The following is a 14270-nucleotide window of genomic DNA, read 5'->3' as shown; positions in this document are numbered from 1 at the left end:
AAGGAGCGCGCCTGAACCGACATTCCGGCGTTGGTCCCTTGTAGAGGGCTGGCCATTCACTGCGGGCCGCGCCTTGCACTGTCGATTCAGGCGCATTCCATACGTCACACGAGGAGTGGCCCACTAGCGCCCACGCCGAGGAGGCCTCGGTTCGCGCTCGGGTCTGGCGTCGTCGAAGGCACGGAGTTCGTTGGCGCGGCCGGGCAGGCCGACGTCTTCTCGCAGGACCCGATGGTCGGCCGGGTTCAGGGTCTGCCAGCGGCCGGGCGTGAGCTTGGCGGGCAGGAAGATCGGACCGAAGCGCACGCGCTTGAGCCGCGCGACCTGGGCGCCGACGGCGTCCCACAGGCGGCGGACTTCGCGGTTGCGGCCTTCCATGATGGTGACGGTGTACCAGGTGTGACCGGCGGTTTCCTCGCCGATGACCAGGTCGCTGAAGCGGGCCGTGCCGTCCTCGAGCTGCACGCCTTCGAGCAGCCGGGCCAGGTCGGCATCGTCGACCCGGCCGCGGATCCGGCACAGGTATTCGCGGTCGACGTTGCCCGACGGGTGCATCATCCGGTTGGCCAGTTCGCCGTCGGTGGTCAGCACCAGCAGCCCGGCGGTGTTCAGGTCGAGCCGGCCGATCGCGATCCAGCGTCCGCTCGGCGGCTTCGGCAGCGCGTCGAAGACCGTCCGCCGGCCTTCGGGGTCCGAGCGGGTGGTGACCTGGCCTTCGGGCTTGTGATAGATCAGCGTGCGGTGGCGGGCCGGTTCGGCATGAACGGTGAAGCTGCGGCCGTCGACCTGGATCCGATCGCCCTCGACGGCACGTGTACCGAGCTCGGCGCGCTTGCCGTTGATCCGCACGGCGCCGTCGGCGATCTTCGTCTCCAGCGCGCGGCGCGAGCCCAGCCCGGCGCCGGCCAGCAGCTTCTGCAGCCGCTCGCCGGCTTCGGGCGGGGTCGAGACGGGCCGCCGGCTGTCGCGGTCGACGCCGCGTCGCTTGCGGTCAGTCCGGCCGACGCTGGTCGTCTTCGTCGAACGCTTCTTGTTCGCCGTCTTCTTGTTCGCCGTCTTCGAGTTCGGCGTCGTCGGGTTCGTCGTCGTCTTCGTCGGCGTCGAAGTCCGGCGATCGCGGTTCGGGCCCGTCGTCTTCTTCGTCGTCCTCTTCGTCGCAGCCTTCGAAGTCGTCTTCTTCGTCGTCCCGGCCGCCGGTGTCGCCGGCTTCGACCTCGCCTTCTTCGTCGCCGCCTTCTTCGTCGCCGCCGGTTTCTTCGTCGACAGGGTCTTCCGGGGCGTCCGGTCGCTCGTCGAGGTGCTGTTCGTCTCGCTCGTCCGGCTCCTGCGGGCCTTCGGGTTCCGCTTCGTTCGCTTGCTCATCGTTCGGCCTCTCGCTTGCCGGCCGATCGGGATCGGCCAGCTGCAGTTCGGGTTCCAGGTTGTCGAGGTCGCGAATCTCGGCCAGCGTCGGCAGGTCGTCCAGGCCCTTCAGGTTGAAGTAGTCCAGGAATTCACGGGTCGTGCCCAGCAGCTCGGGCTTGCCGGGTACGTCGCGGTGGCCGACGGTCTTGATCCATTCGCGTTCCTGCAGTGTCTTGAGGATGTTCGCGCTCAGCGAAACGCCGCGGATCTGTTCGATCTCGCCGCGCGTGATCGGCTGGCGGTAGGCGATGATGGCCAGGGTCTCGAGCAGGGCGCGCGAGTACTTCGGCGGTTTCTCGGCCCACATCTTCGAGATGACCGGCATCAGCTTCTGCCGGACCTGCAGGCGGTAGCCGCCGGCGACTTCGACCAGCTCGACCGCGCGCCCTTCCAGTTCGGCGTCCAGCGCGGCCAACGACTGGCGCAACAGCGAGTGGCCGGGCTGTTCGTCCTCGTCGAACAGGCCGTTCAACTGGGCCAGCGTCATCGGCTGTCCGGCGGCCAGCAGCGCGGCTTCGACGTATTGTTTGAGTTTGTCGGGATCCATCAGGGGATTCAGTTATCAGTGAACAGTTATCAGTGAACAGTTTTCAGTGAACAGTTATCAGTGAACAGTTTTCAGTGAACAGTTTTCAGTGAACGGCGGCGGTGGGTGCGTGGAGTGGACGGGAGGTGATCCGGTCTGGATTCTCATCCGCGTTCATCTGCGGTTTCTTCGTGTTTCAAGAAGCACCCTCCGCACCCGGCGCCCTCAGGTAGATCTGGCCGAACAGTTCCTGCTGGACCAGGTCCACCAGGTGCTCGCGCAGCAGTTCGAGCAGGGCCAGGAAGGTGACGACGGCGCCGAGGCGGCCCTCTTCGAGGTCGAACATTTCCTCGAAGCGGACGAATTCCTTCTGCTTCAGCGACTGCACGATGCGGCTCATGCGTTCGCGCACCGACAGCGGCTCGGACTGGATATGGTGCTGGGCGAACAGCTCGGCGCGGGCCATCACGTCGCGCAGGGCCAGCAGCAGCTCCTTCAGGTCGAGCTCGGGCGGGACCCGGATCGGCTTGTGTTCGACGATCTCGGCGCTGGCCACGGCGATGTCGCGTTCCAGGCGCGGCAGTTGGTCGAGGTCCTCGGCGGCCTGTTTGAAGCGTTCGTATTCCTGCAGCCGGCGCACCAGCTCCGCGCGCGGGTCGCCTTCCTCCTCGGCCTCGGGCTCGGGGCGGGGCAGCAGCATCCGCGACTTGATCTCGGCCAGGATGGCGGCCATGACCAGGTATTCGGCGGCCAGTTCCAGCCGCATGTCCTGCATCATCTCGATGTAGCCGGTGTACTGCCGCGTGATCTCGGCGATCGGGATGTCGAGAATCTCGAGGTTCTGCCGGCGGATCAGGTACAGCAGCAGGTCGAGCGGGCCCTCGAAGGCGTCGAGGAAGACTTCCAGTGCGTCCGGCGGAATGTAGAGGTCGTCGGGCAGCTTCAGCAGCGGCTCGCCGCGCACCGTGGCCAGCGGGATCTGCTGCTGGCGGTTGTGCTCCGGCTCCACGGCATCGGGGCGCGGCTCGGCGGCCGGGTCCGAAGCGTCGTCCGGGGCGTGTTCGGTGATGGGGGCTTCGCTCATTCGCGGCAGTGTAGCAGCCCGCTCCGGGCCGGTGCGCTCGTTATACTGCCCGGTCGAACGCAGGTGTTCTCCCATCCATCCGGACCGGATCTCGAAGATGCTCTACATGATTCTCGGCATCGATGCCGACGACAGTCGCTTGCAGCGCGCCGCCAGTCGCGGCGAGCACCTGGCCCGGCTCGAAGCGCTGCGCGACGAGGGTCGCCTGGTGCTGGCCGGGCCGCTGCCGGCGATCGACGCCGAAGATCCCGGACCGGCCGGTTTCACCGGGTCGCTGGTGGTGGCCGAGTTCGCGTCGCTGGACGACGCGCGGGCCTGGGCCGAGGCCGACCCGTACATTGCAAGCGGCGCATGGACCGGCGCCGACGTGCGGCCGTTCAAGGCGGTGCTGCCGTGACCGCCGAACGCGTGGCGATGATCCGCGATCGTCTGGAACGCGCCTTCGAACCGGCGGCGCTGGAGGTGATCGACGAGTCGCACCTGCACGTGGGCCACCCGGGCGCGCGCGACGGCCGCGGGCACTTTCGGGTCCGGATCGGGTCGGACCGGCTGGCCGCGCTGCCCCGGCTGGCGCAGCACCGTGCCGTGTACGACGCGATGGGCGAGCTGATGCAGACCGATATCCACGCGCTGACGATCGAGGTCGTGGCCGCCGATGCGGTCTGAAATCCACTTTTCACCGAGTCTTGAAATGATTTCCAATCCATTGAAAAAATACGTAATTCTTGCCTCTCTTGCCGTGCTGATCGCCGGTTGCGGCCAGCCGGGCGGCGACCAGTGGGTCCATGAGGACGACGTCGTGCTGGTCGAGGTCGGCGGCGAGCCGGTGACCAAGGCCATGCTCGAGGTCACCATGGAGGCCCGCGGCGTGTCCGAAGACGAGACCGACCGGATGCGCGAACTGCTCGACGGCCTGATCCGGCTGCAGGCCGTGGCCAACGCGGCGCGCGACCAGGGCATGGTCGACACGGCCAAGATGCGCGCCGAGCGGCGGATCAACGACCTGCGGCTGACCAATGTCCGGTTCCTCGAGGGCTTCCAGGAACGGAATCCGGTGACGGAGTCGGAGATCGCGCGCGTCTATCGCGAGCAGGTCGAGCGCGCCGGCGACCGACGCTACCGGATCGAGGCGGTGCAGTTCCCGGACCAGTCCGGCGCGCTGGATGCGCTGGACTCGGTGACCGGGGGGCAGCGCGACTTCAGCGCCATGGCGAGCGAGGCGGAAGCCGCCGGCCTGCAGGTGCTGCGGCCGAACTGGATCGATTCCAGCCAGGTGCCGGCGACCTTCGGCGAGGCGCTGGCCGCGGCCGAGCCCGGTCAGGTCCTGCCCACGCCGCAGGCCATGGGCCAGGGCTGGCTGGCCGTCCGCCTGGTCGAGACCGAAGCGCTGGAGCCGCCGCCGCTGGACGAGGTTCGCGAAGGCATCCGCCGGACGCTGGCGAGCCAGCGCAGCGAGGCGCTGGTCGAAAGCCTGTTCGAGGACGCCGAGATCGTGCCGATGCTGCCGATGGATGCAGCGACCGGTGAGACCGGTGAGACCGGCGATGCCGACGGCGACGCCGGCGCGAGCGCCGGCAACGGCTGATCGGGGGGCGGGCGCGGGCTCGCTCAGCGCTCGCCCGCGGCCTGCCCGGTCGGGTTCAGGGCAGATCGACCCGGACCGGCGGCGTCCAGCCCTCGGCACGGTGTTCGACGACCACGTCGGTGTAGACGCCGCCGCGGACGTTGAACTCCGCGGTCAGCCGCATGAAGCGCGGGGCCGTGGCGGCGACCAGGTCGGCCAGGATCCGGTTGGTGACCGCTTCGTGGAACGCGCCCTCGTCGCGGAACGACCAGGCGTAGAGCTTCAGTGATTTCAGCTCCACGCAGCGCTCATCCGGCACGTAGTCGATGCGCAGTTCGGCAAAGTCCGGCTGGCCGGTCTTCGGGCAGAGGCAGGTGAATTCGGGCACCCGGATGTGGATCGTGTAATCGATCTCCGGGCGCGGGTTCGGAAAGGTCTCGAGGTCCTTGCTGGGTTGGCTCGACATTCGGGGTCCTGTACGTCTGACGTGGGCGGGATTTTGAAGGCACAATAGCTCGTTCGACATAGAATAATTCACCGGGGGCGGACCCGCGTCGACGCCGGACCGACATCGGTCGGGCGCCCCCTTCATCAGCGAGAGAAGCTCACACTCCATGCGCCTGACCGCCATCAAGCTGGCCGGATTCAAGTCCTTCGTCGATCCGACCACGATCAAGTTCCCGTCCAACCTGATGGGCATCGTCGGGCCCAATGGCTGCGGCAAGTCCAACATCATCGACGCGGTGCGCTGGGTGATGGGCGAATCGTCGGCCCGTCAGCTGCGCGGCGAATCGATGAGCGACGTGATCTTTTCCGGCTCCAGCGCCCGCAAGCCGGTCACCACCGCCACCGTCGAGCTGGTGTTCGACAACGCCGACGGCCGGGCCGGCGGTGAATACGCCAAGTACAACGAGATCGCCGTGCGCCGCCAGGTCAGCCGCGACGGCCAGTCGCTGTATTTCCTCAACGGCAGCCGCTGCCGCCGCAAGGACATCACCGACCTGTTCCTCGGCACCGGGCTGGGTCCGCGCAGCTACGCGATCATCGAGCAGGGCATGATCTCGCAGATCGTCGAGGCCCGGCCCGAAGAGCTGCGCGGCTTCCTGGAAGAGGCCGCTGGCATCTCGCTGTACAAGGAGCGACGGCGCGAGACCGAGAACCGCATCAAGCACACCCGCGAGAACCTGGAACGGCTGGCCGACCTGCGCGAGGAAGTCGGCAAGCAGCTGGCCAAGCTGCAGCGCCAGGCCAAGGCCGCCGAGCGCTATCGCAAGCTCAAGGACCGCTACCGGGAAGACGAAGCGCGGCTGACCGCGCTGCGCTGGCGCAAGGCGCGCGGCGATGTCGAGGCGCAGTCGAAGGCGCTGAAACAGACCGAGACCGCTCTGGAGCAGGCGATGGCCGCGCAGCGCGAAGCCGAGAAGGCGCTGGAACAGCTGCGCGAGAAGCAGCACAGCGCCTCCGATCACGCCTCGAAGGTCCAGGCCGAGCTCTACGAAGTCGGCGGCGAGATCGCCCGGCTGGAGCAGGCCATCGAGCACGCCCGCGAACTGCGTCAGCGCCAGCAGGCCGAATACACCGAAACCGAGTCTCAGCTCAACGAGCTTCAGCAGCACCTGGTGCTCGACAAGGCCCAGGTCGAGCAGGTCACCCAGCGCATGGCCGAGCTCGAGCCGGCGCTGAAGTCCGCGCGCGAGCAGGAAGAAACCGCGCGGGCCGATCTCGACAGCGCCGACCGCGAATTGACCGCCCGCCAGGACGCGCTGAGCGCCTGCCAGCAGGGTGGGGCGAAGAATCGCCAGCAGGTCGAACTGCTGAAGCTGCGCCTGGAGCATCTCGACGAGCGCATGAACCAGGCCGCCGAACGGTTGGGCCGGATGCGTTCCGACGACGAGGGCCGGCTCGAAGCGCTGGACCGGGAAGCCCGCGCCACGGCCGAGCAGCTGGCCGAGGTCGAGCAGGCGCTGGAGGCGGCCGACCGGGCGCTGGCCGAGGCCCGCGCGGCCCGCGACGAACGCCGCGGCACGATCGATCGGCTCAAGCAGGCGTTGGAAGCCGATCGCGGCCGCCGTCACGAGGCCCAGGGCCGGCTGCAGTCACTGAAGACGCTGAACGAGCCGGATCGCTCCGACGTCGACCGCGAGCGCTGGCTGGCCGAGCGCGGCCTCGATGGCGCGCCGCGGCTGCTGGAGTCGCTGAAGGTCGAGGATCGCTGGCAGGCCGCGGCCGAGACCGTGCTCGAGCACTGGCTCAGCGCGCGGCTGGTCGACGGCGCGCTGCCGACCGCGCTGCCGACCGGGCCGCTGGGCCTGGTCGATCCGTCGGCCGCCCCGACGATGCCTGCCGGTACCCTGGCCGCCGTGGTCGACGGCGCCGGCGCGCTGTCCGGCGTGCTGGGCAGCGTCCGGCTGGCCGACGATGCCGAGGCGGCGAATCGGACGCTGGCCGAGTTGGCGCCGCACGAGTCGGTGATCACGCCCGACGGCACCTGGCGCGGTCCGGGCTGGATCTGGCGCGGCGGGCAGGCCGACGCCGGCGACGGCCGACTGGCCCGCCAGCAGGAAATCCGCGCGCTGGAAGCCTCGCTGGCCGAGCTGGACCAGGCGATCGAGCGCCGCAGCGGCGAGCTGGGCGAGGCCACCGAGCTCGACAAGGCGGCCGTCGAGGCGGTCGAGCAGGCCCGCGCCGAAGTCGATCGTCGCCGGGCCAAGCGGGCCGAACTGGCCGGCATCAAGGCCGGACAGGACAATCGCCGCGACGCCCTGAGCAAGCAGCGCGAGCAGGCTGCGCAGGAGCGCGAGGCGCTGGAGAAGCGTCAGCAGGGCGACCGCGAAACCGTGGCCGCCGTGCGCCGCGAACTGCAGTCGGCGCTGGAAGAACTGGAAACCCAGGACGCCGAACAGCAGGCGCTGGACAGGGCCCGGGCCGAGCAGCAGCAGGTTCGCGAACGGGCTCGCCACCAGTACCGCGAAGCCCGCGAGGCGCGCGAACAGCATGCGCTGAAGCTGGAATCGTGCCGGGCCAGCCTGGACTCGCTGAAGCAGGCGATCAAGCGCATGGATACCCAGATCGGCCAGCTGCAGGGCCGCTACCTGGAGCTGTCCGAAGCGCTCGCGCGGGGCGATGCGCCGGAGCGCGAGCAGGCGGCCAGGCGCGACGGCCTGCTGGAGCGCCGGCTCGAAGTCGAGAACCGGCTGAAGGCCGCCCGGGCCGAGCTCGACGAGCTCGAGGCCCAGTGGCGCGGCCACGACCAGGCGCGCCAGAAGTCCGCCGCCGATGCCGAAGAGATTCGCCAGCAGCAGTCCAACCACCGGCTCCGGCTGCGCGAGCTGGAAATCGGGGTCGAGCGGTATGCCTCACGCATCGAGGAGCTCGGCGGCCAGCTCGAGGCGCTGGTCGAGGGCCTGCCCGACGACGCCGAGGCGCAGGCCTGGGTCGACGAGCTGGCCCGGCTCGAAGAGCGCATCCGGCGCCTGGAGCCGGTCAACCTGGCCGCGATCGAGGAGTTCGACGAGGAGTCCAAGCGCAAGGACTACCTCGACCGTCAGCACGCCGACCTGACCGAGGCGCTGGAAACGCTGGAAAGCGCGATCGCGCGGATCGACAAGACCACGCGGACCAAGTACAAGGACACCTTCGAGCGGGTCAACCGCAACCTGGAAACGCTGTTCCCGCGCCTGTTCGGCGGCGGCCACGGCACGCTGGAGATGGTCGGCGACGACTGGTTGACCGCCGGCGCGGCGATCCTGGCGCGGCCCCCGGGCAAGCGGGTCAGCCGCATCCACCTGCTGTCCGGCGGCGAGAAGGCGCTGACCGCGGTGGCCTTCGTGTTCTCGATCTTCAACCTGAACCCGGCGCCGTTCTGCCTGCTCGACGAGGTCGACGCGCCGCTCGACGACGCCAACGTGGGCCGCTTCTCCGAACTGGTCCGCGAGATGTCGGACCGGGTGCAGTTCCTGTTCGTCACCCACAACAAGGTGACGATGGAGGTGGCGCACCAGATGCTGGGGGTGACGATGCGCGAGCCGGGGATTTCCCGACTCGTTTCGGTGGACCTGGAAAAGGCGGTGGCCATGGCCGCTTCCTGATCCGGCAGACGGGAGACTGCGATGGACAGCACGAGCCTGCGCCTGACCCTGATCCTGATCGGCCTGGTGATCCTGGCCCTGATCTGGTTCCTGCACAAGCCTGACGGCCGCGGACGCTCGCCGGGTGCGACGCGTCGCGACGGCCAGAAGCGCCAGGAGCCCGCGCTGGACCCGGCCAACGAGCCGTCGACGGTCGAGACCGGCGATCGCTCCGGCCACGACAGCGACGACGGCCCGCCCGGCGAGCCGCGCCAGACCCAGCTGCCCGACCTCGGCTCCGAGGCGCCGGACTGGAGCATCGACTCGCCGCGCCGGACCGACGCCCGCCGCACCCGCGTGGCCCCGGAGGCGGCGCCGAAGACCACAGCGAAGGCCGAACCGCGACTCGAACCGACGATCGAAACGGCCCGCGGGCCGGATTCCGGCGACGGCAAGCGGGTCGAGCCGCGCTGGCCGGGCGATGAGCCGGAGCCGGATTCGGGCTCCGACGCCGACGCCCCGCGCGTTCGGACCGCGCCCTCGGCCGGCGGCGAGCCGCCCAAGGTCGTCACCCTGTACCTGCGCGCCCGCGGCGAGCGGTTGATCAGTGGCCTGACGCTGCTCGACTCGGCGATCAAGGCGGGCCTGCGCTTCGGTGAAATGAAGATCTTCCACCGACGCCACCAGGGTGCCAGCAAGCCGGTGTTCAGCATGGCCAATATCACCCGGCCGGGCAGTTTCGACCCATCGGGCTGGAACCTGTTCGAAACGCCGGGCGTGACGCTGTTCATGACGCTGCCCGGGCCGGTCTCGGCGCTGGACGCCTGGGATGCCATGCTGGCGACCGGACAGCGCCTGTCGGAGCTGCTCGAGGCCGACCTGATGGACGACAGCCAGTGCCTGCTGACCCGCCAGCGCATCTCGCAGATCCGCGAGGACATGCGCGAATTCGATCGCAAGGCCGGCCTCGGCGGATGAGTCGATCCGGCAAGGAATCGTCACCGGCTCGCCGGATCGAGGCGCTGCGCGAGGAGATCCGCGCGCACAACCACCGGTACTACGTGCTCGACGACCCGTCGATTCCCGATGCCGAATACGACCGCCTGCTGCGCGAACTCGAGCAGCTGGAAGCCGAGCATCCGGAGCTCGACGACCCGGATTCGCCGACCCACCGGGTCGGGGCGCGGGCCGACGAGGGCTTCGCCACCGTCGAGCACGTCGTGCCGATGCTGTCGCTGGCCAACGCCTTCGAGGACGACGAAGTCGCCGAGTTCGACCGCCGCATTCGCGAGCTGCTGGACGTCGAGTCCGTGACCTACACCGCCGAGCCCAAGCTCGACGGCCTGGCGATCAGCCTGCGGTACGAGGGCGGGCGGCTGGTCCGGGCCGCGACCCGCGGCGACGGCCAGGCCGGCGAGGACGTGACCGGCAACGTGCGCACGATCCGGGCGATTCCGCTGACGCTGGTCGGCGACGAACTGCCCGATCCGCTCGAGGTCCGCGGCGAGGTCTACATGACCCGGTCCGGATTCCGGGCCCTGAACGAGCGGCTGGCGGCCGAGGACCACAAGACCTTCGTCAACCCGCGCAACGCCGCGGCCGGCAGCCTGCGCCAGCTCGATCCGGCGGTCACCGCCGACCGTCCGCTGCGCTTCTTCGCCTACCAGGCGCTGGCCGAGGCCGGGCTGGGCGACAACCAGTCCGCGGTGCTGGAGCGACTGCGCGAGATCGGCTTCCCGGTCTCGTCGCTGGTCCGCCGGGTCGAAGGGCTGGACGGCCTGCTCGCGGCCTATCGCGACATCGGCGAGGCCCGCGACGCGCTGGATTTCGACATCGACGGCGTGGTCTACAAGGTCGAGGACTTCGACCGCCAGCAGGAGCTCGGTTTCGTCAGCCGCTCGCCGCGCTGGGCGCTGGCGCGCAAGTTCCCGGCCCAGGAAGAGCTGACCACGCTGCGCGCGATCGACGTCCAGGTCGGCCGGACCGGCAAGCTGACCCCGGTCGCGCGGCTGGAGCCGGTGTTCGTCGGTGGGGTGACGGTCACCAATGCCACGCTGCACAATCTCGATGAAATCCGCCGCAAGGACATTCGGCCCGGCGATGCGGTCATCGTGCGGCGGGCCGGCGACGTGATTCCCGAGGTGGTCCGCGCGCTGCCCGAGAAACGTCGCTCCGACCTGCCGGAATGGCAGCTGCCCGAACACTGCCCGGTCTGCGGCTCGCACGTCGAGCTGGTCGAGGGCCAGGCCGACGCGCGCTGCTCCGGCGGCCTGGTCTGTCCGGCCCAGCGCAAGCGTGCTCTGGAGCATTTCGCCTCGCGCGGGGCGATGGACATCGAGGGCCTGGGCACGAAGATCATCGCCCAGCTGGTCGAGCGCCAGCGGGTCGACGACCCGGCCGACCTCTACTCGCTGGACGTCGAGACCCTGGCCGGGCTGGACCGGATGGGCGAGAAATCGGCCGCCAAGCTGGTCGAGGCCATCGCCCGTTCGAAGGACGTGTCGCTGGGCCGGTTCCTGTTCGCACTGGGCATCCGCGAGGTCGGCGAGGTCGGCGCACGCAACCTGGCCCGGCATTTCGGCGGCCTGGATGCACTGATGGCGGCCGATCCCGAGGCGCTGGAAGCGGTCGAGGACGTCGGCCCGATCATGGCCGCGCACATCCACGAATTCTTTTCCGAGCAGCGCAATCGCGCGGTGGTCCAGCGCCTGCTGGATGCCGGGGTCACGCCGCAGGCCGAGTCGGCCGAGCCGGCCGGCGAGCAGCCGCTGTCCGGCTGCAGCTTCGTGCTCACCGGCAGCCTGTCGAGCATGCCGCGTTCGGAAGCCAAGAAGCGGCTGCAGGCGCTCGGCGCCAAGGTCACCGGCTCGGTGTCGAAGAACACCCGCGCGGTGATCGTCGGCGATTCGCCGGGCTCGAAGCTCGACAAGGCCCGCGAACTGGGCGTTGCGGTGTTCGACGAAGACGCGCTGGCCGCGCTGCTCGAGGGCCGCCTGCCCGAGGCTTGATTTGAATCATTTCCGGCATCGCCGCGTGGGCTATCCTGCAGCCAGGATACGAACACAGGAGGAGAGGACGCATGACCCCGATCAACGAAGTGGTGGTACCCGTCGACGGTTCGGACAATTCGATGCGCGCGGTGCGATTCGGCGTGCACCTGGCCAAGGGGCTGTCGGCGAAGGTCCGGCTGTTCTATGTCTTTCCGCTGTCCTCGGTCGAGGTCATCGGCATGGCCGGGATGAGCCGCGACGACATCGAGCACTCGGCCCAGCAGGTTGCCCAGCGGGTCTTCGACAAGGTCCACGCCGAGCTCGGCGAAACCGAGGTCGACGTCTCCGACGACATGTCGATCGGTGACCCGGCCGAGGAAATCATCCGCTGCACCGAAGACGACGAGGGCGTGCACGTAGTGCTCGGCCGTCGCGGCCTGTCGCGGATGCAGAGCCTGCTGCTCGGCAGCGTCAGCGAGAAGGTGGTGCGCCACGCCCACGGGCCGGTGACCGTGGTGGTCTGAAGCCAGGCCTGCAAAGCGGAGGTTCGAACGGCCGGCGCCCGGGGTGCCGGCCGTTTTCCTTGACCGCGCGGTGCATCGGACTGGCCAACGGGGAGAGGACCTGCGCAGCCCGAGGCCGCGTTCAGGGCGCGTAGCGCACCCCGCCACTCATCGTGTACCGTCTGGCGAGTCGGAGAGCGTTTGGCTGCAAGGCCTGTCTCGCCGGGAATGGCAGCGTCCTTTCCAGGAGACAGAACGCCGCAGATGGATGCTCTCCGGCTCGCTAGCCCGAGTTATTCATGAATTGCCGCGATGATTGCGCCGGGAATCGTTCGCACAGGGGATTTTCCGGCCGAGCGGAATACCCTGCTGTATTTCCGAGCGAGGAAGATTCGCTGTGCGGACAAGGACCAAGCAAGGGCGCGAGCTCATTCATGAATACTGCGGGCTAGTGGACCATGCGACAAATCAGGTAACGCTCAGAGCCACTGTGCCGGCGCGACGCCTGAGTGTCACCCCATTTGCCGCATGGCCCACTAGACGTCACACGATGAGTGGCGGGGAACAGTAGCGGGTCGGGTCGTCGATCCCGGCGGCGGCGAAGCCGTCGCGCCGGATCCGGCAGGAATCGCAGCGACCGCAGGCCCGGCCCCGGTCGTCGGCCTGGTAGCACGACACCGTTTCGGCGTAGTCGACGCCCAGCTGCGTGCCGCGGCGGATGATCTCGGCCTTGGTCAGGTGGATCAGCGGCGTCTCGACGGTCAGCGGGTGACCTTCCACGCCGCGTTTGGTCGCCAGCCCGGCCAGTTCCTGGAAGGCGGCGATGTACTGCGGCCGGCAGTCCGGATAGCCCGAGTAATCGACGGCATTGACCCCGATGAACAGCGCCTCGGCCTCGAGTGTCTCGGCCAGCCCCAGTCCGATCGCCAGCATCACGGTATTGCGCGCCGGCACGTAGGTGACCGGAATTCCCTCGGTCGGCGCTTCCGGCACCTCGACCTCGTCGGTCAAGGCCGAGCCGCCGATCCGGCGCAGATCGACGGCCACGCTGCGGTGGCCGACCGCGCCCAGCGACGACGACAGGCGGGCCGCCGCGTCCAGTTCGGCGCGGTGACGCTGGCCGTAATCCAGGGCGAGGGTGTGACAGGCGAAGCCACGTGCGACCGCCATGGCCAGCGTGGTGGCAGAATCCAGCCCGCCGGACAGCAGCACGACCGCGATCGGGCGGTCGCCGTCGTGGTTCGAGGTCGAGGGTTCGCTGCCGGCCTTCATGCCGTGATGCGCGTCGCGGACCGGGCCATGGCGAGCCGGCTCAGTCGAACGGCCACAGCCGGTCGAGCAGGCTCTTGCGCTCGTCGTCGGTCATCCGGTCGGCGTAGTTGTATTCGAGCACCCGGCGGGTGTCGGCGGCGAGGTCCGGCATGTTCATGCGCTCGTAGGCCCGGGCCATGATGTCCAGCGCATCGACGGTGGCCGGGGCGCCGGGGTAGTTCTCGATCACGTAGCGGCTGCGGTTGAGTGCCGCGACCTGGGCACCGCGGCGCTGGTAGTAGCGGGCCACGGTGACTTCGTACTCGGCCATGATGTTGCGCAGGAACACCATGCGCTGGCGGGCGTCGGCGACGTAGCGGCTTTCGGGAAAGCGCCGGATCAGCTCCTGGAAATCGCGGAAGGCCTGGCCGGCGGCCTGCTGGTCGCGATCGGCCGCGGTGCCGGGGAACATCTCGCGCAGGAAGCCCATGGTCTGTTCGTAGTTGGTCAGGCCCTTCAGGTACCAGGCGTAGTCGACGTTCGGATGGGTCGGGTAGGTGCGCAGGAAGCGGTCCAGCGTCGAGATCGCCTGCTCGGGCCGGCGCGCCTTGTGCTGGGCGAAGGCCATGTCGAGCAGCGCCTGCTCGGCATGGCGGCCGAACGGAAAGCGCACGGTCAGTGCGCGATACAGGCTGATCGCCTCGTCGTAGGACTTGGCCGCCAGCGCGCCGCGGGCTTCTTCGTACAGGGTCTCGGCGTCCGGACCGTCGTCCCGGATGGCGTCGTCGCCGCCGCAGCCGGTCAGCACGAACAGCGGCAACAGCAGGACGAGAATTGCAGCGATACTGGAAGGACGCATGGGCAGCAAGGATTCCGGACGG

At 69.1% G+C, this 14270-nt stretch carries 13 protein-coding genes; 7 read left to right on the top strand and 6 right to left on the bottom strand.

Annotation, left to right across the window (positions count from 1 at the left end):
• Positions 1-123 precede the first annotated feature (123 nt).
• From HFP89_RS16385 to HFP89_RS13970, 3 genes are all read right to left on the bottom strand, one after another.
• Positions 124-921, bottom strand: coding sequence for a pseudouridine synthase (locus tag HFP89_RS16385; protein ID WP_168718300.1), 798 nt, complete (start codon positions 919-921; stop codon positions 124-126).
• Positions 922-991: 70 nt separating this feature from the next.
• Complete coding sequence (gene scpB / locus HFP89_RS16380) at positions 992-1951, bottom strand: SMC-Scp complex subunit ScpB (protein WP_346775253.1); 960 nt, start codon at positions 1949-1951, stop codon at positions 992-994.
• A 175-nt stretch (positions 1952-2126) separates the two neighbouring features.
• The gene (locus HFP89_RS13970) at positions 2127-2999 is read right to left on the bottom strand and encodes a segregation/condensation protein A (RefSeq protein WP_346775254.1); all 873 of its coding nucleotides are present in this window, start codon (positions 2997-2999) and stop codon (positions 2127-2129) included.
• A gap of 112 nt (positions 3000-3111) precedes the next feature.
• On the opposite strand from HFP89_RS13970, the gene HFP89_RS13965 reads away from it, so the two are divergent.
• Genes HFP89_RS13965 through HFP89_RS13955 form a run of 3 tightly spaced genes read left to right on the top strand, consistent with a single transcriptional unit; the run spans position 3112 to position 4599 of the window.
• Positions 3112-3411 (top strand): YciI family protein, encoded by a 300-nt coding sequence (locus HFP89_RS13965; RefSeq protein WP_168718288.1) that lies wholly within the window; start codon positions 3112-3114, stop codon positions 3409-3411.
• Positions 3408-3680, top strand: coding sequence for a BolA family protein (locus HFP89_RS13960; protein ID WP_346775252.1), 273 nt, complete (start codon positions 3408-3410; stop codon positions 3678-3680). Before HFP89_RS13965 ends, HFP89_RS13960 begins: the two co-directional genes overlap by 4 nt.
• A 25-nt stretch (positions 3681-3705) precedes the next feature.
• Complete coding sequence (locus HFP89_RS13955; RefSeq protein WP_168718287.1) at positions 3706-4599, top strand: peptidyl-prolyl cis-trans isomerase; 894 nt, start codon at positions 3706-3708, stop codon at positions 4597-4599.
• A gap of 55 nt (positions 4600-4654) precedes the next feature.
• On the opposite strand, the gene queF is transcribed toward HFP89_RS13955, so the two are convergent.
• On the bottom strand, positions 4655-5044 hold the full coding sequence (gene queF, locus HFP89_RS13950) for a preQ(1) synthase (protein ID WP_168718286.1): 390 nt from the start codon (positions 5042-5044) through the stop codon (positions 4655-4657).
• A 148-nt stretch (positions 5045-5192) separates the two neighbouring features.
• Here queF and HFP89_RS13945 point away from each other — a divergent pair, with 148 nt between their 5' ends.
• From HFP89_RS13945 to HFP89_RS13930, 4 genes are all read left to right on the top strand, one after another.
• Positions 5193-8666, top strand: coding sequence for a chromosome segregation protein SMC (locus tag HFP89_RS13945; protein WP_168718285.1), 3474 nt, complete (start codon positions 5193-5195; stop codon positions 8664-8666).
• A gap of 21 nt (positions 8667-8687) precedes the next feature.
• Positions 8688-9623: a cell division protein ZipA gene (gene zipA / locus HFP89_RS13940; protein WP_168718284.1), complete on the top strand. Its 936-nt coding sequence runs from the start codon at positions 8688-8690 to the stop codon at positions 9621-9623.
• The gene (gene ligA / locus HFP89_RS13935) at positions 9620-11653 is read left to right on the top strand and encodes an NAD-dependent DNA ligase LigA (protein ID WP_168718283.1); all 2034 of its coding nucleotides are present in this window, start codon (positions 9620-9622) and stop codon (positions 11651-11653) included. Before zipA ends, ligA begins: the two co-directional genes overlap by 4 nt.
• A 71-nt stretch (positions 11654-11724) precedes the next feature.
• On the top strand, positions 11725-12159 hold the full coding sequence (locus tag HFP89_RS13930) for a universal stress protein (RefSeq protein ID WP_168718282.1): 435 nt from the start codon (positions 11725-11727) through the stop codon (positions 12157-12159).
• A 522-nt stretch (positions 12160-12681) separates the two neighbouring features.
• On the opposite strand, the gene queC is transcribed toward HFP89_RS13930, so the two are convergent.
• The gene (gene queC / locus HFP89_RS13925; protein ID WP_168718281.1) at positions 12682-13410 is read right to left on the bottom strand and encodes a 7-cyano-7-deazaguanine synthase QueC; all 729 of its coding nucleotides are present in this window, start codon (positions 13408-13410) and stop codon (positions 12682-12684) included.
• Positions 13411-13450: 40 nt separating this feature from the next.
• Positions 13451-14248, bottom strand: coding sequence for an outer membrane protein assembly factor BamD (locus HFP89_RS13920; protein ID WP_168718280.1), 798 nt, complete (start codon positions 14246-14248; stop codon positions 13451-13453).
• Positions 14249-14270 lie beyond the last annotated feature (22 nt).

It is taken from the genome of Wenzhouxiangella sp. XN79A (assembly GCF_012272825.1).
GTDB lineage: Bacteria > Pseudomonadota > Gammaproteobacteria > Xanthomonadales > Wenzhouxiangellaceae.
This window is presented reverse-complemented; position numbering and strand designations above follow the sequence as displayed.

Excerpts from the sequence above, each read along its gene's own strand:
- ligA (WP_168718283.1), top strand. The coding sequence starts at position 9,620 with ATGAGTCGATCCGGCAAGGAATCGTCACCGGCTCGCCGGATCGAGGCG.
- HFP89_RS13930 (WP_168718282.1), top strand. The coding sequence starts at position 11,725 with ATGACCCCGATCAACGAAGTGGTGGTACCCGTCGACGGTTCGGACAAT.
- queC (WP_168718281.1), bottom strand. The coding sequence starts at position 13,410 with ATGAAGGCCGGCAGCGAACCCTCGACCTCGAACCACGACGGCGACCGC.
- HFP89_RS13920 (WP_168718280.1), bottom strand. The coding sequence starts at position 14,248 with ATGCGTCCTTCCAGTATCGCTGCAATTCTCGTCCTGCTGTTGCCGCTG.
- scpB (WP_346775253.1), bottom strand. The coding sequence starts at position 1,951 with ATGGATCCCGACAAACTCAAACAATACGTCGAAGCCGCGCTGCTGGCC.
- HFP89_RS13955 (WP_168718287.1), top strand. The coding sequence starts at position 3,706 with ATGATTTCCAATCCATTGAAAAAATACGTAATTCTTGCCTCTCTTGCC.
- HFP89_RS13945 (WP_168718285.1), top strand. The coding sequence starts at position 5,193 with ATGCGCCTGACCGCCATCAAGCTGGCCGGATTCAAGTCCTTCGTCGAT.
- HFP89_RS13965 (WP_168718288.1), top strand. The coding sequence starts at position 3,112 with ATGCTCTACATGATTCTCGGCATCGATGCCGACGACAGTCGCTTGCAG.
- queF (WP_168718286.1), bottom strand. The coding sequence starts at position 5,044 with ATGTCGAGCCAACCCAGCAAGGACCTCGAGACCTTTCCGAACCCGCGC.
- zipA (WP_168718284.1), top strand. The coding sequence starts at position 8,688 with ATGGACAGCACGAGCCTGCGCCTGACCCTGATCCTGATCGGCCTGGTG.